Source organism: Pseudomonas reactans (assembly GCF_013387025.1).
GTDB classification, from domain to species: Bacteria; Pseudomonadota; Gammaproteobacteria; order Pseudomonadales; family Pseudomonadaceae; genus Aquipseudomonas; species Aquipseudomonas reactans.
In genome coordinates this window covers 95,371-116,779 of the sequence record NZ_JACAQP010000018.1, presented here as the reverse complement: position 1 = coordinate 116,779, position 21,409 = coordinate 95,371, and the positions used below count along the sequence as shown (strand labels likewise).

Annotated in this window: 22 protein-coding genes; 15 read left to right on the top strand and 7 right to left on the bottom strand. The window is 59.7% G+C overall.

The genetic code is table 11. The annotated features are described in order from the left end of the window. Window positions 1-26 precede the first annotated feature (26 nt). From gabT to HX793_RS19430, 3 genes are all read right to left on the bottom strand, one after another. On the bottom strand, window positions 27-1,310 hold the full coding sequence (gene gabT, locus HX793_RS19440; RefSeq protein ID WP_177052134.1) for a 4-aminobutyrate--2-oxoglutarate transaminase: 1,284 nt from the start codon (window positions 1,308-1,310) through the stop codon (window positions 27-29). 135 nt (window positions 1,311-1,445) lie between these two features. Continuing rightward, window positions 1,446-2,168 (bottom strand): haloacid dehalogenase type II, encoded by a 723-nt coding sequence (locus tag HX793_RS19435; RefSeq protein ID WP_016977324.1) that lies wholly within the window; start codon window positions 2,166-2,168, stop codon window positions 1,446-1,448. A gap of 71 nt (window positions 2,169-2,239) precedes the next feature. Beyond that, window positions 2,240-2,569 (bottom strand): tRNA-binding protein, encoded by a 330-nt coding sequence (locus HX793_RS19430; RefSeq protein ID WP_016977323.1) that lies wholly within the window; start codon window positions 2,567-2,569, stop codon window positions 2,240-2,242. A gap of 369 nt (window positions 2,570-2,938) precedes the next feature. On the opposite strand from HX793_RS19430, the gene HX793_RS19425 reads away from it, so the two are divergent. After that, the gene (locus HX793_RS19425) at window positions 2,939-4,504 is read left to right on the top strand and encodes a PucR family transcriptional regulator (RefSeq protein ID WP_016977322.1); all 1,566 of its coding nucleotides are present in this window, start codon (window positions 2,939-2,941) and stop codon (window positions 4,502-4,504) included. Between the two features lie 17 nt (window positions 4,505-4,521). On the opposite strand, the gene HX793_RS19420 is transcribed toward HX793_RS19425, so the two are convergent. Next, window positions 4,522-5,265, bottom strand: a complete 744-nt coding sequence (locus HX793_RS19420; protein WP_177052136.1) for a haloacid dehalogenase type II — start codon at window positions 5,263-5,265, stop codon at window positions 4,522-4,524. 134 nt (window positions 5,266-5,399) lie between these two features. After that, window positions 5,400-6,263, bottom strand: a complete 864-nt coding sequence (locus tag HX793_RS19415; RefSeq protein ID WP_177052138.1) for a sensor domain-containing diguanylate cyclase — start codon at window positions 6,261-6,263, stop codon at window positions 5,400-5,402. Between the two features lie 193 nt (window positions 6,264-6,456). Here HX793_RS19415 and HX793_RS19410 point away from each other — a divergent pair, with 193 nt between their 5' ends. From HX793_RS19410 to HX793_RS19380, 7 genes are all read left to right on the top strand, one after another. Further along, window positions 6,457-6,618 carry a hypothetical protein gene (locus tag HX793_RS19410; RefSeq protein ID WP_016977319.1) on the top strand — a complete coding sequence of 54 codons (162 nt, stop codon included), beginning with the start codon at window positions 6,457-6,459 and terminating at the stop codon, window positions 6,616-6,618. A 5-nt stretch (window positions 6,619-6,623) separates the two neighbouring features. Then, the gene (locus HX793_RS19405) at window positions 6,624-6,941 is read left to right on the top strand and encodes a hypothetical protein (RefSeq protein ID WP_177096846.1); all 318 of its coding nucleotides are present in this window, start codon (window positions 6,624-6,626) and stop codon (window positions 6,939-6,941) included. Between the two features lie 421 nt (window positions 6,942-7,362). Next, a complete protein-coding gene (locus tag HX793_RS19400) occupies window positions 7,363-8,076 on the top strand; it encodes a hypothetical protein (protein ID WP_177096820.1) in 714 nt (237 codons plus the stop codon). 134 nt (window positions 8,077-8,210) lie between these two features. After that, window positions 8,211-8,474 (top strand): hypothetical protein, encoded by a 264-nt coding sequence (locus HX793_RS19395; protein ID WP_025999805.1) that lies wholly within the window; start codon window positions 8,211-8,213, stop codon window positions 8,472-8,474. A 116-nt stretch (window positions 8,475-8,590) separates the two neighbouring features. Next, window positions 8,591-10,708 carry a TonB-dependent receptor family protein gene (locus HX793_RS19390; protein WP_177096822.1) on the top strand — a complete coding sequence of 706 codons (2,118 nt, stop codon included), beginning with the start codon at window positions 8,591-8,593 and terminating at the stop codon, window positions 10,706-10,708. Between the two features lie 75 nt (window positions 10,709-10,783). After that, window positions 10,784-11,326, top strand: coding sequence for a sigma-70 family RNA polymerase sigma factor (locus HX793_RS19385; protein WP_177096824.1), 543 nt, complete (start codon window positions 10,784-10,786; stop codon window positions 11,324-11,326). Next, complete coding sequence (locus HX793_RS19380; RefSeq protein ID WP_177096826.1) at window positions 11,323-12,255, top strand: FecR family protein; 933 nt, start codon at window positions 11,323-11,325, stop codon at window positions 12,253-12,255. The genes HX793_RS19385 and HX793_RS19380 overlap by 4 nt, the downstream gene beginning before the upstream one ends. On the opposite strand, the gene HX793_RS19375 is transcribed toward HX793_RS19380, so the two are convergent. Beyond that, a complete protein-coding gene (locus HX793_RS19375; RefSeq protein WP_177096828.1) occupies window positions 12,252-14,069 on the bottom strand; it encodes a sigma-54-dependent Fis family transcriptional regulator in 1,818 nt (605 codons plus the stop codon). The two genes, HX793_RS19380 and HX793_RS19375, sit on opposite strands and share 4 nt — an antisense overlap. Between HX793_RS19375 and HX793_RS19370 the strand changes: the two genes are divergently transcribed. The 7 genes from HX793_RS19370 (at window position 14,068) to HX793_RS19340 (ending at window position 20,465) form a co-directional block, all read left to right on the top strand. Further along, window positions 14,068-14,271, top strand: a complete 204-nt coding sequence (locus tag HX793_RS19370) for a hypothetical protein (protein ID WP_177052009.1) — start codon at window positions 14,068-14,070, stop codon at window positions 14,269-14,271. The two genes, HX793_RS19375 and HX793_RS19370, sit on opposite strands and share 2 nt — an antisense overlap. Window positions 14,272-14,414: 143 nt before the next feature. After that, entirely contained in the window at window positions 14,415-15,509 is a 1,095-nt protein-coding gene (locus HX793_RS19365; protein WP_177096830.1) for an ABC transporter ATP-binding protein, read from the top strand. Next, window positions 15,509-16,606: an ABC transporter ATP-binding protein gene (locus HX793_RS19360; protein WP_177096832.1), complete on the top strand. Its 1,098-nt coding sequence runs from the start codon at window positions 15,509-15,511 to the stop codon at window positions 16,604-16,606. The genes HX793_RS19365 and HX793_RS19360 overlap by 1 nt, the downstream gene beginning before the upstream one ends. Continuing rightward, the gene (locus tag HX793_RS19355) at window positions 16,603-17,469 is read left to right on the top strand and encodes a carbohydrate ABC transporter permease (protein WP_010209674.1); all 867 of its coding nucleotides are present in this window, start codon (window positions 16,603-16,605) and stop codon (window positions 17,467-17,469) included. Before HX793_RS19360 ends, HX793_RS19355 begins: the two co-directional genes overlap by 4 nt. Window positions 17,470-17,479: 10 nt before the next feature. Next, the gene (locus HX793_RS19350) at window positions 17,480-18,280 is read left to right on the top strand and encodes a carbohydrate ABC transporter permease (protein ID WP_177096834.1); all 801 of its coding nucleotides are present in this window, start codon (window positions 17,480-17,482) and stop codon (window positions 18,278-18,280) included. A 10-nt stretch (window positions 18,281-18,290) separates the two neighbouring features. Further along, the gene (locus HX793_RS19345; RefSeq protein WP_016977309.1) at window positions 18,291-18,563 is read left to right on the top strand and encodes a DUF2160 domain-containing protein; all 273 of its coding nucleotides are present in this window, start codon (window positions 18,291-18,293) and stop codon (window positions 18,561-18,563) included. A 159-nt stretch (window positions 18,564-18,722) separates the two neighbouring features. Beyond that, on the top strand, window positions 18,723-20,465 hold the full coding sequence (locus tag HX793_RS19340) for an ABC transporter substrate-binding protein (protein ID WP_016977308.1): 1,743 nt from the start codon (window positions 18,723-18,725) through the stop codon (window positions 20,463-20,465). Window positions 20,466-20,521: 56 nt separating this feature from the next. Here the strand turns inward: HX793_RS19340 and HX793_RS19335 are convergent, their stop codons facing one another. Beyond that, window positions 20,522-21,406: an AraC family transcriptional regulator gene (locus tag HX793_RS19335; protein WP_025999803.1), complete on the bottom strand. Its 885-nt coding sequence runs from the start codon at window positions 21,404-21,406 to the stop codon at window positions 20,522-20,524. Window positions 21,407-21,409: the final 3 nt, after the last annotated feature.

Genomic DNA, 21,409 nt, shown 5'->3' with positions numbered 1-21,409 from the left:
CTGAGTGGCTTGCGCCGTTTCACTGATCAAAGGCTGGCCGCCAGGGCGCGCTCGAACATGCCCAGCGCTTCTTGTACGTCAATCTCCGAGGTATTGAGTGGGCAGAGGAAACGCACAATGTTGCGGTGAATCCCGCACTTGATCAGCAGCAGGCCTTGAGCGCGGGCCTGTTCAATCACTTTTTGCGCGGTGTCGCTGTCAGGTGTCCGGCTGCTGCGATCGGTGACGAACTCCACCGCGGCCATGGCGCCCAATGTACGTACATCGCCGATCCCATCATAGCGGGCCTTGAAGGTCTCGAAACCACTCAACAGTTGCCGGCCGATAGCCTGGCTGCGTGCCAGCAGGTCCTCGTTTTCGAAGATGGACAACACTGCAAGCCCTGCTGCACAGCCCAGCGGATTACCGCCATAGGTTCCGCCCAGGCCGCCCGGTGATGGCGCGTCCATGATCGCGGCTTTACCCACCACGCCTGACAAGGGAATGCCGCCGGCCAAGCTCTTGGCCACAGTGATCAGGTCGGGCTGGATGTCGGAATGTTGAAAACCGAACATCTTGCCGGTACGGCCGAAACCGGTCTGGATTTCATCGCAAATCAGTACGATGCCGTGACGTGTCGTCAGCGCCCGCAGCGCTTGCATGAAGGCTGGCGGCGCAGCGACAAACCCCCCATCGCCCAGCACCGGCTCAAGGATGATTGCCGCCACGCGTTCGGGCAGGATCTGGGTATCAAAAATGGCCTGGAGCGAGGCCAGGGCTTGCTCGGTGGACACACCGTGGTATTCGTTGGGGTAGATCGCGTGGTGGATATCCGGCGCGAACGGACCAAAATTCTGCTTGTAGGGCTGGCTGAACCCCGTCAGCGAGATCCCGAGCAAGGTGCGACCATGGAAGCCGCCTCGAAAGGCAATCACGCCCGAGCGCCCGGTGTGGCTACGTGCAATCTTGATGGCGTTTTCCACGGCTTCGGCACCAGTGGTCAAAAACACTGACTTGTAGGGCTCGCCACCCCCGACCAGAGTGTTCAACCGACGGGCGAGCTCTACATACGGCTGATAAGCGCCGACCTGGAAGCAGATGTGGGTGAAACTGTCGATCTGTTTCTTGATGGCATCCACGACGGCGGGGTGATTGTGCCCCACATTGAGCACACCAATGCCGCCGACGAAGTCCAGGTATTTGTTGCCCTCGGCGTCCCATACATAGCTGCCTGCCGCGCGATCGATAATGATCGGGTGGGCCGATGCCACACCACGGGCGATATGGTGCTCGCGTGCTGCCAGAACAGCGTTCGAACCAGTGTCAGTCATTCTAAACACTCCTACTCATGAAAAAGACACGCGGCTACGCCTGACCCGTCTTTGGCGTCACGGCAATCGTCGTGTTGAGTGATTGGTGCAGACGGTTGACGCCACCGGCAGGCGGCGCCAACCCAGGGTGAGGGCTTAGCCGCCCACGAGTTTCTTATGGGCTTCGACCATGTCCGCCATGCTGATGAAGCGGAAGTCGTACTTGGCCTCGGTAGCGGGCACGTGCGTTGCGCCGAAACCTTCCTTGCCATGGCGGCGATGGATCCAGGCACCCGCCAAGCCGGCGATCTTGCCGGGTACATGGTCGTGGTACAGGCTTTCTGCGGTGTGCAGGATCTTCTGCTTCTCGATGCCGGCCTTGGCCAACAGATCGATCATGTAGGTGAAGTTGTTGGGGTTCGGCTTGTACGAACCGACATCCTGGGCCGTCACGATATGGTCGAACGCCACACCCAATTTCGCTTCACTGAGCTTGAACTCGGTACGGTCGATGTTGGACAGGATCACCAGCTTGTAATGCTGTTTGAGATAACGCAGGGCGTCTGCAGAATCTGGAAACGCCGGCCAGTCCTTCACGGACGTGGCGAAGTGCTCGCGCTCGGTCGCAACTGGCTCAAGTCCCCATTCTTTGGCAATGCGGTCATAGACTGCCGCCAGGATGACGGGGTACAAGGCGCCGGGCGTCAGGGTCTGCTGGGGGGACTCGTGGCGGCCGAATACTTCAAGGATCTGTTCGCGGTCCAGGCCCTTTCCGCTGCGTACGGCCAGGGGTTGCAGGCCGTTGACGATGCCGGTTTCCCAGTCGATCAAGGTGCCATAGCAATCGAACGACAAGGTGGTGAAATCAGTGAGCTTCATTTTTTTCCTCTCAAGATACCTTTCGGTATGACGTACAGTTGTGCGAAACCCGTTTGATAGGCCGGGACTGTTTAAAACACGGGTTGACCCGGTGTGAGTGCACGCTCGGGTTTAAGAAACACCACTTCACCCGGTGCCGTCTGTGCGCCCAACATCAAGACCTCGGAAGCAAACCCGGCGATATTTCGAGTACCCAGGTTGACCACGCACACAACGTATTCGCCAATCAGCGCTTCGGCCGTGTAGAGCTGCGTGAATTGGGCGCTGGTGGTTTTGATTCCGAGTTCGCCAAAGTCGATCCAGACCTTGTAGGCCGGCTTCTTGGCCTTTTCGTTGAGTTCAACGTTGGTGACTTGGCCGATTCGTATATCAATGCTCGAAAACGCTTCGTACGGCGTCATACATCACTCCAGATAGCCATCAAGTTGCGCTTGGGTGGCGGTGTTCAGGTTTGATCATCATAGAAAGAGGCAAACCGCCAATCCATCTGTGCAAAGTACGACGCGGCGCAGGGTTTATCCTGCTTTTTGCAGGAAAGGGGGATGATTGGTGCGCGACCGCATTCGGTCATTGAAATAACGGAGGATTGTTAGATAGTCGTATTAAAAGTAGGAATATTGGCTATTTCCTACCTATGCTGAATAGGTGATTTTGGCTGGCCTGTGTCTTTAAAGTGACACGCTCGTAAGACCGCTGAGAGCCTCCAGCGTGTTAATCAATGCCCCAGGCAAGCCAGGGGGACTCGTTCAGCCTCCTGCCATGGACACACAATGAAACTATCAACTGCACTTGAGCAGACCATCCTGCGACAGGCGACTGTCGTCGCGGGCGCCAAGGGGCTGGATAGGCAAATCAGCTGGGTTCATATCATTGATCACCCCGACATCACCCACTGGTTGAAGGCGGGTGACGTGTTGCTCACCACCGGCTACAACTGGCCGCAGGAGGATGAGGCCAGTCGCGTCCTGGTACGCACACTGAACGACCTTGGACTGGCTGGCGTGGTGCTGGCGGTCCCGCATTTTCGTGATCATTTTTCCGCGGCGACCATCGCCGAGGCGCAGTGCTGCGACTTCCCCCTGTTGGAGTTGCCTTGGGAGGTGCCCTTCAGCGAGATCACCCAGGAGGTGCTGGCCAAAATCATCAACTTGCAAACCGAGATCATCCAGCGCTCGGACCTGATTCATCGCAAGTTGACCCGGGCAGCTATCGAGGCTGACAACCTCGACAGCCTCGGTAATGCATTGGCCAGTGCATTGGAGGTTTCTGCGCTGGTGGTATCGGCATCCGGGACGATTCTGAGTGGTCACGACATCGATACCACAGAGCAATTCGAACGGGAGTTGATCGCCAAATTCATTGACGAACGGCCCCTTGAGCACCGTTTCGATGAGTCCCAGACCCTGGCGATCACACTCACCTGGCCTCACCCGCGGTTCAGGCTGGGTTGCGCCATCTGGTTGCAGGGGGAGGTAGCCGGCATTGTCTGGCTCGAGAGCACGCAGGACCTGTTTGAAGAAGTGCATTCCCGGGCGCTTGAACACGCCGCCGTTATCGCGGCGTTGCACCTTTCGCATCAGCGAGAGCTGCTGGATCAGGAAACGCGGCTGGGGCACGCCCTGGTGGCGGGGCTTTTGGAAGGCAAGTTTCCGGAAACCCCCAGTGCGATCGAGCGCGCCCTGGTTTCGGGCTGGAGCGAAACACGCGACTACAGAATCTGTCTGGTGCTGTTGGACGAACCCATCCCGCTCAGTCTTGAGGGCTTCAAGCGGCGCAAGGAGAAAACAGCTCGCGTCTTCAACCTGATGGTGGCGAACAGTGTTTCACCGTTGATTTCGGTTTCACTCAATCAGATCAGCTTCATCATTCCGGCAACCCTGGCGCCTGAGTCGCTGTGGAAGCAGTTGCGTCACGACGGCGGTGCGATGGCTGTCAGTCGCACGCATCGGGGGATTTCAGGCATGGCGCAGGGCGCTGAAGATGTCGCGGCCCTGGTGCCCCTGCTCCGCCCAGGGCGCCTGCATGTGTTTAACGAGGTGTTGTTTCCTCGCGCCCTGATGGGCGACAAGAAGGCCAGGGTGATGCTCCTTCAGCAGATGATCGAGCCCTTGGCCAATCGCAAGAACGGCACCCTGTTGCTTGAGACGGTCTGTGCGCTGTCGCGAGAAGGCTTCCAACTGGCCAATACGGCCAAAGCGCTCGACGTGCACATCAGCACGTTGCGCTATCGGCTGGCGCGCATTGAAAAAATCCTGGATCTCTCCCTGGAAAACCCGGAAGCACGCTTTCAAATACAGGTGGCGGCAGAAATGTATCGACTGGAACATGACGAGTGAGCGTGGCAATCGCCTCGCTACGCCTTGGCATTTCGGGCGTGTTCACCGACCAGCTTCTGATGGCTTTCGACCATTTTGGCCAAGCTGATGAAGCGGAAGTTATAGGTCGCTTCGGTCGCCGGGACATGAATAGCACCAAAACCCTCTTTGTCATGGCGACGATGAATCCATGAGCTTGCCAAGCCTGCCGCGTTGGCCGGCACATGGTCGTGATACAGGCTTTCCGCGACGTGGAGGATGGATTTTTTTTCGAAGCCCAGGGTGTACAGGGCGTCCATCAAGTACGCGAAATTCTTCGGATCGGGTTTGTAGGAGCCCACATCCTGAGCGGTGACGACACAATCGAACTCGACGCCCAGCTTGACCTTGCTGAATTCAAACTCGCCACGATCGATGTTGGATAAGATGGCAAGTTTGTAATACTGCTTGAAATAGTGCAGCGCATTGAGGGAGTCGGGGAAGGGCGGCCAGTCTTTCACTGATGTTCCGAAGGCCTCGCGCTCCTTCTCGTCGCTGTCGAGCTTCCATTCTTTGGCGATGCGGTCGTAGACCTTGCGCAGAATGTCCGAGTAGAGGGCCGTAGGTGTGGTTTTTTGCTGAGGTGATTCATGCCGGCCGAACACCTCGAGAATCTGATCGCGCGTGAGGTTTTTCCCGGATCTCGCAGCCAGTGGTTTCAGAGCGTTGAATATTCCGGTTTCCCAATCGATCAACGTGCCATAGCAGTCAAAGCTAAGGACCTCAAAATCTGTCAGTTTCATGTTCGGCCTCATTCGTCGCCTGTTCTCGAAAGGTGCGCAGGGTTGATCAGGCGCTATAGCAGCAGGTGATCATAGCGCGTCGTTCTCGGGCGGGTTTCCTAGGAAAGATAGGAATCTTGAGCGGTGTGCTTCCATCATTCAGCCGCAAGCCGCAACCTTTTGATCCGATACATCTCCCCATCCGCATGACTCAACAGTGTATCCGCGTCCTCCCCATCCGCCGGGTAAAACGCCACGCCGACGCTGCAGGACGGCATCTTCACCCCGCCAAACTCGGCACCCAGTGGCTCCGCCATGACCGCCAGTATCCGCTCTACCTTTCCGGCCACTGCATTCTGCGACGGGGTATCCGTAATCAGTACCGTGAATTCATCCCCGCCCATCCGGGCCACCAGGTCGCTCTCGCGCGCGCAGCGCTCCAGTCGTCGTGCAATCACACAGAGCACGCGATCGCCCATGGCATGGCCATGTACATCGTTGATGCCCTTGAAGTCATTGATGTCCAGAAACAACAGCGCGAGGGTGTGGTTATGAGTTTTTGCGGTGTGCAGGGCGCTGTCGAGGCGCTGATTGAACAGCGATCGGTTGGTGAGTGCCGTCAGCGGATCATGATGGGCCAGAAAGCGTAATTCTTCCTCGGCCTGGGTGAGCGCCGTCACATCCCGCGCGACACCGATCCGCGCACCGACGTCCTTGGACCAGAAGGCCGCCCACAGGATATGCACGACGCTGCCGTCCTTGCGGATGTAACGATTGCGGAAGTCGACGTGGGGTTGGCCATTCATGACCCGCACAATGGAAGCGCGGGTGCGCGCCAGGTCTTCAGGGTGCATGTAGTCGGTAATCAGGGTGCCGGTCAGCTCTTGGGCACGGTAGCCGAGCAAGGCCTCGCAGGCATCGCTCACGAAGACAATCTGGTTATCGCTGTCGACGACGAAGACCGTATCCAGCATCAAGTGGATCAGTTTGGGATAAAGGGCTTGCAGGTCAACAGGCATGGGGCATAGGGCGTCCGGTTCAGATGGCCGATCATAGCCCGATCATCACGTAAGGCGGCTAGGGGGATTGCACATTTTTAATGCCGTTCATGCCAATTATGCCCCGAGTGTTCAAAACCGCCGGCCAGCCGTATGATCGGAGCCAGCGCCTTATCGAGGCGCCGAGACTCACCCCTGATATAAGGACATGAGCATGCAAAAGCACTTCGGCAATTCAGGCCTGTTCAAGGCTGCTTCGTATCTCTGCGACGAAACCCTCGGCAGCGGCATTGCCCGCTGGGAGTTGAAAAACAGTGCGTTGAATACGAAGGAGTTTTTGATATGTCCAAAGAATTACTCGGAGTTTCTGCTCTAGGATTGATGATCGTTGGTGAGTTTTGTGCAATCTACAGTGAGGTGGTAACCGCCAGATTGGCTCAAGCCAGTGACGGTTCATGGCAGGCGTTCATCATGCCGGTGGCGGTGATGTGCTTCGCGGGGCTTTGTCTGTTGGGCGCTTATTGGCTGGGGTATCTAGCGGTCGGTGATATCTGGGTGGTCACGGTGGTTTCCGTGACGTCGTTATTGCTGCTGGAACCGATCGTGATCTGGGCGCTGTTCCAGGAGTTTCCCGGGCGAGGCGCATTGATCGGGTTTTGCCTGGGCGCTCTGGGCATGCTGGCCACTGTCTTGCTGTAGCTGCACGTTCTGGCCCGGCATTCGAATGTCGGGCCAGGTTCAGGTGGGTCGTTGACAATACCTTCCAGCGCCGCAATTGCAGCTGGGTATTAAATCGATGACACGCAGCTCAGCAAAAAAGCTGTGCCACCGAAAGCAGGCAAATCATCTGAACAACCATTTGTGCACGAATTGGATGTTTCATTGCCGTCACCCTTATGTACTGCCGTTTTAATGAGTATAGAGACTGAATAGAATTATTCAGAATCAAGCCCATTCATCTGCCCAGCGGTCTTTGGTTACAACTATCTACCCCAGCCATTGCACTTTTCTGGAATTCTCCGCTCTATCCTTGTCCCAGCCCCGCCGATCCCCCGCGTGGGCAGATGAACCAGATCGGGTGCCGATGGATCGCACGTTTCCTTGTTTCAATCGTCGACGAATGTATCAGCCCATGCTGCTGGCAGCCTTGTTAATGCTCTCTGCCAGCGGTTGCAGCCAGCAACAGGGGCGGGATATCGCCAAGCAGTTCAGCAATGGCAAGCCCGATGAGTTCTTCCAGACCAGTGTCGATCGCATGGCGACGCTGGGCATGCGTGACAATCTGCAAAGCCTGTATGTGTTGATGAACAAGCTCTATCTGCGTAATCCCAGCCAGTGGCGGCAGTCGGGGTACCCGGATGCGGTGACGGCGGCGCGAGAGATTCGCCAGGCCATCGAGCAGCGTCGATCCCTGCCCGCGCTGGGTGACCGTCGTGACCTGGCGGCGCTGAGCTACTCCTTGGGGCCGGATTTCAAAGGTGATCGGGTCGGCGCTTTCATCTATGCCATCGGCAGCATGCTCGTGACCGCCCACGGTGGACGTACCGAGTTCTACATCACCGACTCGATCAATCCGCAGTTTGTCAGTAATGCCGCGCGCAATATCGAGAAGGCCACCTGGCTGCTGAGTAAGCGCCAGGACGCGAATGGCGTGCTGCTATTGTTTTCCAACGAAATTTCGGAGGAGGGCAGCAACCTCAGTTTTGCGGTGGAGTTCGGCAAGATTGTCGCGCGCCTTGACCTGCTGACCCAAATGCTCGACGAGCGCTACCGGCGCATTGGTCTGAACTATGCGCAGAGTTTGTTGCTGATGAATTTCTTGCCAGTGCAGTAAACGGGTCAGCGTCAGGATAAATGTACGGTTCTTCCCTTTTCCGTGTAGGACTCGGCCTATCTTGCCGCCCCATGCTTGAAACACTTCACGCTCATCAATAGCCTCGGATTTTTCTGAAATCTGAGGCCTTTACCATGGGTAAGCGAAAAACGGTTTGGCCTACTGAAAGAGAAATACGCTTGCGCTTTATCCTGTTTGCCGTGGTCGATGCGGCGAGTGTTCAGGGTGTTTGCGCGGAACTGTTGTTGCCTGCGCACAAACTGCTGCGTGACTCGCCCACCGAGGCGCAATTGCTCGATGCGCTTGGCGAGATCCTGGCAACGGATGAAATGGAGGGTTTCAGGCTTGCGCCAGGGTCGGAAGCCGCAGAACTGATGCAAGCGCTGATGGAGACTTAACGAATAATCCCGTCCGACGCTGTAGTTGCAGGGACCCAGTCCGTTAATAAGGAGTGACCTGGCGGGCGTCCCAGCCTTCCCACCCCGTGCCCCCCCGAATTCCAAGGACCTGCCTGATGCTGTTGCGCCACCCTCCGTTGCTGTTTGCCGCCCTGACGTTAAGCTCGCTGGTGCATGCCGAAGACCTGCAATTGGCCCCGGTCGAAGTCACCAGCAGCGAAGCCAGTGCGGGTGAAGTGGCCGAGGCGCAGCTCAAGAGCGTGCCCGGTGGCACCAACTACATCGACATGAACAGCGTGCAGCAGGGGCGGGTGAGCACCAACGAAGACGTGTTCAAGTACCAGGCCGGGGTATACGCCAAGGCGGCGAACAACGAAGGGGTGAAACTCTCGATTCGCGGTTCGGGCCTGAACCGCAGCCCCGGTTCCCATGCCTCCGGTCTATACGAAATGTTTGATGGCCTGCCGCTGACCGGCCCCGGCGGCACACCTTATGAGCTGAAAGACCCGTTGTGGCAAAGCCGCGTCGAGGTGCTGCGGGGCGCCAACGGTTTTGACCAGGGTGCCTTGGCCCTCGGTGGCGCCGTCAACTACGTGACGCGCACCGGCTACGACGCGCCCAAGCTCCAACTGCGCTATGAAGCCGGCAGCAAAGGTTATGCCCAGCGCGAAATCAGTTCAGGCCAGGTGTTGGGGGATGCCGACTACTACATCAGCCTCACTGACTCCGAGTCCGACGGCTACCAGCGCCAGAGCGCCGGCACCGGCAAGGGCGTGGCCGCCAACTTCGGCTACCGTTTCAACCCGGACCTGGAAACCCGCTTCTATTTCCGCTACCGCGAAACCACCAACGACACTCCCGGCAAACTCACGCGCAGCCAGATCAGCCATGACCCACGCGCGGCCAACAGCCTCAACGCCGCCCGCGATTCCAAGCGCCTGCAACCGGGCTCCACCTGGATCGCCAACAAGACCACCCTGCAGTTGGATGACAATGCCCGGGTCGAAGTCGGCCTGGCGTACCACGACTACCCGATGGACCTGCGCGAAGGTACCAATCGCCTGAAAGTCGCCTACACCGATATCAGCAGCACCCTCAATTACATCCGCCAGGACACGCTGTTCGACCACGACAGCAAAACCACCGTCGGCCTGCGCACCACCCAGGCGATGCCCAATAACGGCGCGTCGGAGTATGTGCGCACGCCGGCCGGCAACACGGCAACCTACGCGCCGGGCACCAAGACCCGCGACTATAGCTACCTGGGTTCCGACACCGTGCTGCATATCGGCAACGACCTGGAACTGGTCCCGGATCTGTGGCTGACGACTGGTCTGGCGGCAATCTACACCCGTCGCGAAACCCAGGTCACTTATCCCGAAGGCCAGGCGCCGCTCAGCCAACATGACTGGGACTATGCGCCGCGTGTCGGCTTGCGTTATGACTTCACCCCGCAGTTGCAGGTGTACGGCAACCTGAGCCGTTCGGTCGAGCCGCCACATGCGTGGTCGATGATCTGGGGTTCCAACAAATACTTCCCCGCAGGCAGTGGAGCGGCCACCGGCCTGCAGCGCGAAGGCGTGAGCCTGAAAAACCAGACCGCCACTACCCTGGAAATCGGCGGCCGTGGTGAAGCATGGCTCGGCCAGTGGGACCTGGCGCTGTACCGCTCCGAAGTTCGCCACGAATTGCTCACCGTGGAAACCCAGGCCCAGACGTCGACCAGCAACGCCATCGTCGCTGAAAACAACGCCAGCCCGACGATTCACCAGGGCGTCGAGTTGAGCCTGCTGAGCCCGTTGTGGGAGGGCGGCCGCAACGGCCAGCTCACCCTGCGCCAGGCCTACACCTTCAGCGACTTCCATTACCGTGATGACGACCGTTTCGGCGACAACACCTTGCCGGGCATCCCCAAGCACTACTATCAGGCGCAAGTGCGCTACAGCCATCCGACCGGTTTCTACACCAGCCTCAACACCGAGCATTCATCAAAAGTGGCGGTGGACTACGCCAACTCCTACTACGCCGCGTCCTACACCCTTATCGGCGCCACGTTCGGCTACGACGCCCCCCAGCAGGATTGGCAAGCCTGGGTCGACCTGCGCAACCTCACCAACCGCCGTTACGCCAATACCGTCACGCCGGGGTACGACGATAAAGGCCTGGATGTCGCGCGTTCCACCCCGGCGGATGGCCGTGGCATCTACACCGGCGTCTCCTGGAGCTGGCGCTGAGCCCTTGCCCAAACCCCTTTTTACTGGCATTGTCTGCGCAATTGGCAACTATTCCCATTTGAGATCTTTTTGCGCATGCATGACATTCCGGCCGTGCTGGGCGACTCCGTCCGGCAGCAGACCCTCACGGCGATGTACAGCGAGCACCACGGTTGGTTGCATGGCTGGCTGCGCAAGAAACTCGGGTGTTCCCAGCATGCCGCGGACCTCGCCCATGACGCCTTCATTCGTGTCTTGATGCTGGCCGAACCCCAACAGATCAAAGAGCCGCGCGCGTTCCTGGCCACCACGGCAGGGCGGTTGCTGATCGATGGCGCCCGCCGCCGTCGCATCGAAAAAGCCTACATGGAAGCCCTGGTGATCCAGTGCGAAGACGCTGGCATGCCTGACCCGGCGGCGATTCATGTGGCACTGCAAGCCCTGGAGCGCATCGCCGAAATGCTCGCCGGGTTACCGGCCAAGGCGCGCGAAGCGTTTCTGTTGAGTCGTCTCGATGGGCTGACCTACAGCGAAATCGCCACGCGCCTGGACGTGTCCTCCAGCACCGTCAAAAACTATATCTCCAGCGCCTTGGTGCACTGTTATCACAGCCTGCACCCGGCAGACCCGCTGGCATGAGTTCCGAACAGATCATCCAGCAAGCGGCGCAGTGGCTGACCCGCCTGCACGACGAAAACGTCACCGAAGCCGACCGCCAGGCGTTCAACACCTGGCGGTCGGCCGACCCGCGTCACTCCGTGGCTATCGAACGCATGGGCGCACTCTGGGGCAGCCTCGATACGCTGCCGGCCAAACCCGCACGCATGGCCCTGAACCGCGCATTCGCCCCACGACGTCCGCGTGGTGCGCAAGTGGTGGGCTTGCTCGGCGTAGTCTTGTGCGGCTGGTTGGGCCTGCAACACCTGCCGGTCTGGATGGCCGACCAGCGCACCGGCGTCGGCGAGCGCCGGCAGATCGCCCTCGAAGACGGCAGCCAGTTGCAGCTCAACAGCAATTCGGCGGTGGACGTGAAGTTCGACGGCCATCAACGGGTCATCGAACTGCTGCAAGGCGAACTCTGGGTGGACGTGGCCAAAGATGCGCAACGGCCCTTCGTGGTGCGTACCGACCAAGGCACGGCCACGGCATTGGGCACGCGTTATCTGGTCAAGCGTGCGTCGGATGGCACCACGCTGGTCACGGTGATCGAGTCCACTGTCGCGGTCCAAGGTGATTCCAGTGACGGTGTAAAGGTCACGGCTGGCCAGCGTTCGGTCCTCGACCACGGTCGCGCCCAAGCGCCGCAAGCCATCGGCAACAATGACCCGGACGCCTGGACCCGTGGCCTGCTCAAGGTCAACGACCAACCCCTGAGCGAGGTGCTGCAAACCCTCGCCAGCTACCGCCACGGCATGCTGCGCTTCGATCCCAAGGCCTTGCAGAACCTGCGGGTGTCCGGCGTGTTCAAGCTGGACGACACGGCGGCGGCGCTTTCGTCACTGGCGGACAACCTGCCGATCCAGGTGGAGTACTTCACCGACCTGCTGGTGGTGGTCAAGCCGCGCTAGCTTTCGTGCTGGCGCAGGCGCTTGTACAAAGTGTTGCGGCTTACCCCGAGCTCTCGCGCCAGGTGGGAGATGTTGCCGCCGGCGGCCTTCAAGCGCTGGTTCAGGTCAATGCTGTCATCCAGGTATTCACTGGCGGGCAGCGGCGGCTCCACCTTCAAATCCACAAAAAAATCATCCGGCAGATGCTCTGCGCGGATCGGTTGTTCTTCGGCCATGGCCAGCGCCACCTGCAACACGCTGCTCACCTGACGAAGATTCCCCGGCCACGGATGCCGCTCAAACAGCGCCAGCACTTCGGCGCTCAGGCCCGCCCACTGAGTCGGCTCGCGGTGTTGCTGCCACAGTTGCTGGAACAGTGCCTGCTTGTCGGTGCGTTCGCGCAACGGCGGCAGTTCCAGGGTCAGGCCGCCGATGCGGTAGTACAGGTCCTCACGGAAACGCCCGGCCTGCACCCAATCCCGCAGCGCACGGTTGGTGGCCGAGATGATGCGCAAGTCCACCGGAAACAACTCGCTGCTGCCCACCGGCTGCACGCAGCGTTCCTGCAACACCCGCAGTAAACGGGCCTGGGTCGGCAGCGGCATGTCACCGATCTCATCGAGAAACAGCGTGCCCTTGTCAGCCTTGCGGATCAGGCCGATGCTGCCTTTCTGATTCGCGCCGGTAAAAGCGCCTTTTTCGTAGCCGAACAGTTCCGACTCCACCAACTCAGCCGGAATCGCCGCACAGTTCACCGCGATAAATGCCTTCTGGCTGCGCGAGCTGGCCTGGTGCAGGGCTTTGACAAACACTTCCTTGCCCACGCCCGTCTCGCCGTGGATCAGCAGCGGAATGTCCTTCTCCAGTAAACGTTCGGCCTGGCGCACGGCTTTTTCCACGCGCACATCGCCGAAGTGCAGGGTCTTGAGACCGATCGACGCAGGCTTCGGCGGCTTCGGCTCGGTGAACACGCGTGCCTGCACGGGCACCTGCTTGGGGCGTCTCAACAAACATTGGAAACGGTTGCGTCCCGCGGCTTGCAGGGAGAAGGGCAGCCCTTCCGGCTGGTTCAACAACTCCAGCAATGACACCTTGAACAAACTGTCGATCATCACCCGCGACAAGCTGATACCCAGCAGGTTGTCGGCACGCCGGTTGGCCGACAACACCTGGCCGCTCTCATCAAAAATCAACAAGCCCGCCCATTGACTGTCGAGGTTGCTCAGGCCGGTGTTGAAGGTCAGTTGGAAGTGCTCACCGCGAAACAGGTTGAGGATCAGCCGGTTTTCCACGGTCTGGCTCATCATCTTGACCATGCCCAGGGTGTGGGAGGGCGGCAGGTAGCTGTCGCTGGACACATCCAGCACTGCGATGATCTCGCGCTGGGCATCGAAGATCGGCGCCGCCGAGCCGGTCATGAAGCGGTTAGCCTTGAGGAAGTGTTCATCGTGTTCGATATGCACCGCCTGGGCACACGCCAGCGCGGTGCCGATGGCATTGGTCCCGCTGGAGCGCTCCATCCAACTGGCGCCAGGGTTGAAACCGCGCGCCAGTTTGGGCTCGATAAAACGCTGGGTGCCCCAACTGGTCAGTACCTGGCCCTGGTTGTCGGCCAACATGATCAGGCAATTGGAATTGCTGAGGATGTTCTCGTAGTAGGGCAGCACTTCCTGATGGGTGGTCTGCACCAGCGAGTGCTGGCTTTCCAGCAATTGGCTAATGCCCTCGGCGGGGAGCTGGTCGAAGCTGGGCGTGCTCTGGTGGTCCAGGCCGAAGGCGCGGCAACGGCGCCAGGATTCCTGGATAAGGGTGTCGTGAGCCAAGGGTTCGGCCATGGGCGACCTTCTGCTTTTTATTGTTTTTATGGGGGGGATTTCCGCTGTAGGAGCGAGCTTGCTCGCGAAAATATTCAACGATAACGCGCCTATCCTGATTTTACGCGGTGTCCTTGAGCGCTTCGCGAGCAAGCTCGCTCCTACAGAGAAATGCAAAATCTTGTTCAGTGTTGTTCATAACTGTTCATTGTCAACCCCCTGACCTGTTCAGTTGTTCACCCGGATTGTTCACTCCTGAACATCCCGCTTCCCCCATTTCTTTGCACATCAACCACTTGCCGTTTTGGCACGAAACTCGCTCTGACAACTGGCCAGATTCATTCCAATAATAAAAAAGGTCGTGTCATGTCATTGACCCTGGAAAATGTCTCCCGCGTTGTCGAAGGCCAAACCTGGATCGACGACGCCACCCTGCGTTTCGAAGCCGGTTCCTTCAACGTCTTGCTCGGCCGCACCCTGTCCGGCAAAACCAGCCTGATGCGCCTGATGGCCGGCCTGGACAAGCCCAACAGCGGTCGCATCCTGATGAACGGCGTGGATGTCACGCAAAAACCGGTGCGCCTGCGCAACGTGTCGATGGTGTACCAGCAGTTCATCAACTACCCGACCATGACCGTGTTCGAGAACATCGCCTCGCCGTTGCGCCAGGCCGGTGTGTCTAACGACGTGATCCAGAGCAAGGTGCTGGAAACCGCGAAAATGCTGCGCATCGAGAAATTCCTCCAGCGTCATCCGCTGGAACTCTCCGGCGGCCAGCAGCAACGCACGGCCATGGCCCGCGCGCTGGTCAAGGACGCCGAGCTGATCCTGTTCGATGAGCCACTGGTGAACCTGGACTACAAACTGCGCGAAGAGCTGCGTCAGGAAATGCGCGAGCTGTTCGCCGCGCGCCATACCATTGCCATCTATGCCACCACCGAGCCCAACGAAGCCCTCGCCCTCGGTGGCACCACCACCATCCTGCACGAAGGCCGGGTGATCCAGAGCGGCAAGGCCGCCGAGGTGTATCACCAGCCGCAGACGGTGTTGGCCGCCGAGCTGTTTTCCGAGCCGCCGATCAACCTGATGCCGGGGCGTATCAGTGGCAATGAAGTGAGCTTCGCCAATTTCGTGCACTTCCCGCTGAACGTCGATCTGCGCCCCATTGGTGAGGGCGAGTTCCGTTTCGGCGTACGCCCCAGCCATATCAGCCTGGTGCCGAGCAACGATGACGACCTGGAGCTGGCGGTGACCGTAGAAGTCGCGGAGATCAGCGGCTCGGAAACCTTCCTGCACGTGCGCAGCGAGTATTTCCTGCTGGTGCTGCACCTGCCTGGGGTGCACGAGTACGACGTCGACGCGCCGATCCGTGTGTACATCCCCACCCATAAACTGTTTGTGTTCGATGGTCAGGGCCGTTTGGTCCAGGCCCCCGGGCGCCGTGTCGCGAGGGTTGCCTGATGGCCGAGATCCATTTGCAGAACCTGGCGCATAGCTACAGCCCTACGCCGAGTGGTCCGGAGGACTACGCCATCCGGGAAATGAACCACGTGTGGGAGCAGGGTGGGGCCTACGCTTTACTCGGGCCGTCGGGCTGCGGCAAGTCGACCTTGCTCAATATCATCTCCGGCCTGCTCAGCCCGTCTGAAGGCCAGGTGTTGTTTGACACGAAAGTGGTCAATGACCTCACCCCGGAAAAACGCAATATCGCCCAGGTGTTCCAGTTCCCGGTGGTGTACGACACCATGACGGTGTTCGACAACCTGGCGTTCCCGCTGCGTAACCAAGGCATGGCCGAGGCGAAAATTCACAGCAAGGTGCAGGAAATTGCCGAGGTCCTCGACCTGCAAAACCTGCTGACCAAAAAGGCGCGCAACCTCACCGCCGACGAAAAGCAGAAGGTCTCCATGGGCCGTGGGCTGGTGCGTGACGACGTGTCGGCGATCCTCTTTGACGAACCGCTGACGGTGATCGACCCGCACCTCAAGTGGAAACTGCGGCGCAAGCTCAAGCAGATCCACGAGCAGTTCAATATCACCATGGTCTATGTCACCCACGACCAGTTGGAGGCCTCGACCTTCGCCGACAAGATCGCGGTGATGTACGGCGGGCAGATTGTGCAATTCGGCACGCCCCGGGATCTGTTCGAACGGCCTAGCCACACCTTTGTCGGCTATTTCATCGGCAGCCCTGGGATGAACCTGATCGAAGTGCAGGCGGAGGCGGGCGGAGTGCGCTTTGCCGGCACCCATCTGCCGTTGTCCGAGGCGCTGCAGCAACGCATCGCCAGCACCGACTACAAGAAACTGCAGGTCGGCATCCGCCCGGAATTCATCCACGTGTGGGACGAGCACAATCCCGACGCCCTGCAGGCCGATGTCACACACTTGGAAGACCTTGGCACCTACAAAATCATCACCCTCAGCCTGGATGGCGCGTTGCTCAAGGTGCGCCTGGCCGAAGACAAACCGGGGCCCGAAGGCAAGGCCTCCATCAGCTTTCCCGCGCAGTGGCTGATGGTGTACGCGGACGATTATCTGCTGGAGGTGCAGCCATGAACAAGGTGCAGAACAACAAGGCCTGGTGGCTGGTGTTGCCGGTGTTCCTGCTGGTGGCGTTCAGTGCGGTGATCCCGATGATGACCGTGGTCAACTACTCGGTGCAGGACATCTTCGACCAGTCCAGCCGCTACTTTGTCGGCGCCGATTGGTACAAGCAGGTGCTGCTCGACCCACGTTTGCATGACTCGCTGCTGCGCCAGTTCATCTACTCGGCCTGCGTGCTGCTGATCGAAATCCCGCTGGGCATCGCCATCGCCCTGACCATGCCGACCAAGGGCCGCTGGTCGTCGCTGGTGCTGATCATCCTCGCGATTCCGCTGCTGATCCCTTGGAACGTGGTGGGTACGATCTGGCAGATTTTTGGCCGCGCCGATATCGGTTTGCTGGGTTACAGCCTCAACGCCCTCGGCATCAGCTACAACTACGCCGCCAACACCATGGACGCCTGGGTGACGGTGCTGGTAATGGACGTATGGCACTGGACGTCGCTGGTGGCGCTGCTCTGCTACTCAGGCCTACGGGCGATTCCGGACGTGTACTACCAGGCCGCGCGGATTGATCGGGCATCGCCCTGGGCGGTTTTCCGACATATCCAGTTGCCGAAGATGAAAAGCGTGCTGCTGATCGCGGTGATGCTGCGCTTCATGGACAGCTTCATGATCTACACCGAGCCGTTCGTCCTCACTGGCGGCGGGCCGGGTAACGCCACCACGTTCCTGAGTCAGACGCTGACCCAGATGGCCGTAGGCCAATTCGACCTGGGCCCGGCGGCCGCCTTCTCGCTGGTGTACTTCCTGATCATCCTGTTGGTGTCCTGGCTGTTCTACACCGCCATGACCCACTCCGACGCCAACCGCTGAGGCCGCCAACATGAGCAAGCGCAAGGTTATTCCGCTGCTGATCTACATCCTGTTCCTGCTGGTGCCGATCTACTGGCTGCTGAACATGTCCTTCAAGAGCAACACCGAAATCCTTGGCGGGCTGACGCTGTTTCCGCAGGACTTCACCCTGGCTAACTACAAGGTGATCTTCACTGACCCGAGCTGGTACACCGGTTACCTCAACTCGCTGTACTACGTGAGCCTGAACACGGTGATCTCCCTGAGCGTGGCGCTGCCGGCGGCCTATGCGTTTTCGCGCTACCGCTTCCTGGGCGACAAGCACCTGTTCTTCTGGCTGCTGACCAACCGCATGGCGCCGCCGGCGGTGTTTTTGCTGCCGTTCTTCCAGCTGTATTCGTCGATTGGTTTGTTTGACACCCATATCGCAGTGGCGCTGGCGCACTGTTTGTTCAACGTGCCGTTGGCGGTGTGGATCCTGGAGGGCTTCATGTCCGGGGTGCCCAAGGAAATCGACGAAACCGCCTACATCGACGGCTACTCGTTTCCCAAGTTCTTCGTGAAGATCTTTATCCCGTTGATCGGCTCCGGCATCGGTGTGACCGCGTTTTTCTGCTTCATGTTTTCCTGGGTCGAACTGCTGCTGGCGCGCACGCTGACCTCGGTCAACGCCAAGCCCATCGCGGCGGTGATGACGCGCACGGTCTCGGCGTCGGGTATCGATTGGGGCGTGCTGGCGGCGGCGGGGGTGTTGACTATCATTCCCGGCATGCTGGTGATCTGGTTTGTTCGCAACCACGTGGCCAAGGGCTTTGCCCTGGGCCGGGTCTGAGGAGTCGATGATGGAATGGATGGCCTGGACCACCCCCACCGCGCTGTTCTTTGGTGCCATAGCCCTGATCCTCGCGGGCATGACCACCTGGGAATTGCGTTCGCCGAGCATCCCTCGGCGCGGTTTGTTACCGATCAGCACCACCCGTGGTGATCGTTTGTTTATCGGTCTTCTCGGCAGCGCCTACCTGCATTTGCTGGTGATCGGCGCTACCGACTGGAGCATCTGGGTGGCGTCCGCGCTCTCCCTGGTATGGCTGTTGAGTGTGATGCGTTGGGGCTAGTGGCCCGACACCTTGTAGGAGCGAGCTTGCTCGCGAAGATCGTCAACGATAACGCAGCGCTCCAGGTAGCCCGCGGTGTCTGTGAGCTTTTCGCGAGCAAGCTCGCTCCTACAGTGGTTGTGTTCGCAGGTCCCTTTTGAAATTAACCTGGAGGTCTCTATGTTGAATAAGAACAATAAGCTGCGACATAGCATTTCATTGGCCGCCGTACTGGCCCTCAGCGGTTTGAGCGCTTCGGCCTGGGCCGATGCGTACGAAGATGCCGCGAAAAAATGGATCGGCAGCGAATTCAAACCGTCCACCCTCACCGCTGAACAGCAGCTTGAGGAGCTCAAGTGGTTTATCAAGGCGTCGGAACCGTTCCGTGGGATGAAGATCAACGTGGTGTCGGAAACCCTCACCACCCACGAGTACGAGTCCAAGGTGCTGGCCAAGGCCTTCAGTGAAATCACCGGGATCAAGCTGACCCACGACTTGCTGCAGGAAGGCGACGTGGTGGAAAAGCTGCAAACCCAGATGCAGTCCGACAAGAACATCTATGACGGCTGGGTCAACGACTCGGACCTGATCGGTACGCACTTTCGCTACGGCAAGACCGAATCCATCACTGACCTGATGGCCAATGAGGGCAAGGACTACACCTCGCCGACCCTGGATCTGAAGGACTTCATCGGCCTCTCATTCACCACCGCGCCGGACGGCAAGATCTACCAGTTGCCCGACCAGCAGTTCGCCAACCTGTACTGGTTTCGCGCCGACTGGTTCGAGCGCGCGGACCTGAAAGCCAAGTTCAAGGAAAAATACGGCTATGACCTCGGCGTGCCGGTGAACTGGTCGGCCTATGAAGACATCGCCAAGTTCTTCAGCGAAGACGTCAAGGAAATCGACGGCAAGCGCGTGTATGGGCACATGGACTACGGCAAGAAAGACCCGTCCCTGGGCTGGCGCTTCACCGATGCCTGGTTCTCCATGGCCGGTGGCGGCGACAAGGGCTTGCCCAATGGCTTGCCGGTGGACGAGTGGGGCATTCGCGTGGAGGACTGCCACCCGGTCGGCTCCAGCGTCACCCGTGGCGGCGACACCAACGGCCCGGCCGCCGTGTACGCCACCCAGAAATACGTGGACTGGATGAAAGCCTACGCGCCACCGGAAGCGGCGGGCATGACCTTCTCCGAATCCGGCCCGGTGCCGTCCCAAGGCAACATCGCCCAGCAGATCTTCTGGTACACCGCGTTTACCGCCGACATGGTCAAACCGGGCTTGCCGGTGGTGAATGCCGACGGCACGCCGAAGTGGCGCATGGCGCCTTCGCCGGTAGGACCTTACTGGGAAAAGGGCATGAAGAAGGGCTATCAGGACGTAGGATCCTGGACCTTCCTCAAGTCGACGCCTGAGAAGCAGAAACTCGCGGCCTGGCTCTACGCGCAGTTCGTGACCTCGAAAACCGTCTCGCTGAAGAAAACCATCGTCGGCCTGACGCCGATCCGTGAGTCCGACATCAACTCCCAAGCGATGACCGACATGGCGCCGAAACTGGGTGGACTGGTGGAGTTCTATCGCAGCCCGGCCCGTACCGAATGGTCGCCGACCGGCACCAACGTGCCGGACTACCCACGCCTGGCACAACTGTGGTGGAGCAACATCGCCGCCGCCGCCAGCGGCGAGAAAACCCCGCAGCAAGCACTGGACAACCTGGCCAAGGAACAGGACGCGATCATGACGCGCCTGGAGCGCTCCAAGGTGCAACCGGTGTGCGGCCCGAAAATGAACCCCGAGCGTGACGCGCAATACTGGTTCGACCAGCCGGGCGCGCCGAAACCGAAACTGGCCAACGAGAAGCCGAAGGGCGAGACCGTGGCTTACGGCGACTTGCTCAAACAGTGGGAGGCTGCGCGCAAGTAAACGCATTGAGTCATTGACGCTGAACCTGTGGCGAGGGAGCAAGCTCCCTCGCCACATCAGCCTCGCGCCGCCGCCAAGATTCGCGCCGTGTCCCGTGCCGGCGGCAACCCGAACACCCGCGCATAATCGCGGCTGAACTGGGTCGCACTTTCATACCCCACCTCAAACGCCGCACTGGTCACGCTGCTGGCACTGGCCACCATCAACGTGCGCGCCTGCAACAGCCGCACGCGTTTCTGGTACTGCAACGGGCTCAGGTTGGTCACCGCCTTGAAGTGCCGGTGAAATGCCGAAACACTCATTGCAGCCTTCTGCGCCAACGCCTCCACACGAATCGGCTCGGCATAGTCGCGTCGGATCCACTGGATCGCTCGGCTGACCCGCGCCATGGCCGTATCCGGCGCGGCAATCTCGCGCAACATCCAGCCGTGCGGGCCTTGCAGCACGTGGTAGAGGATTTCCCGTTCGTACGCGGGCGCCAAGGCGGCAATCGCCACCGGGTCGCCCATCAGGCGCAGCATGCGCACCCAGGCATCCATCAAGGCGGGCGTGACGGCCGCCACGGAGAAACCGGCTTCCTGTTCGCAACGCCCGTTGGGGGCCGGCAGGTCGTTGAGCAGGGTGGTCAGCACGGTCGGATCAAGCGTCAGGCTCACCGCCAGGTAGGGTTCGCCCGTGATCGCCGGGTTCACCACGCCGACTGCGGGCAACTCGATGGACATCACAAAATACGTCGCCGGGTCGTAATGGAGCGTGCGGTCGCCCACGGTCATGCACTTACTGCCCTGCAGGATCAGGTTGATCATCGGGTCATACACCGCCGCGAGCATATGCTCGGGAATCGCCCCCTGGACCATCGCCACGCGGGGGATGCCGGTCTCGGTGCGGCGGTTTTCGGCCTTGGCAGCCAAGGCGCGCAGTTCGATCAATTGAGTATTCATGGC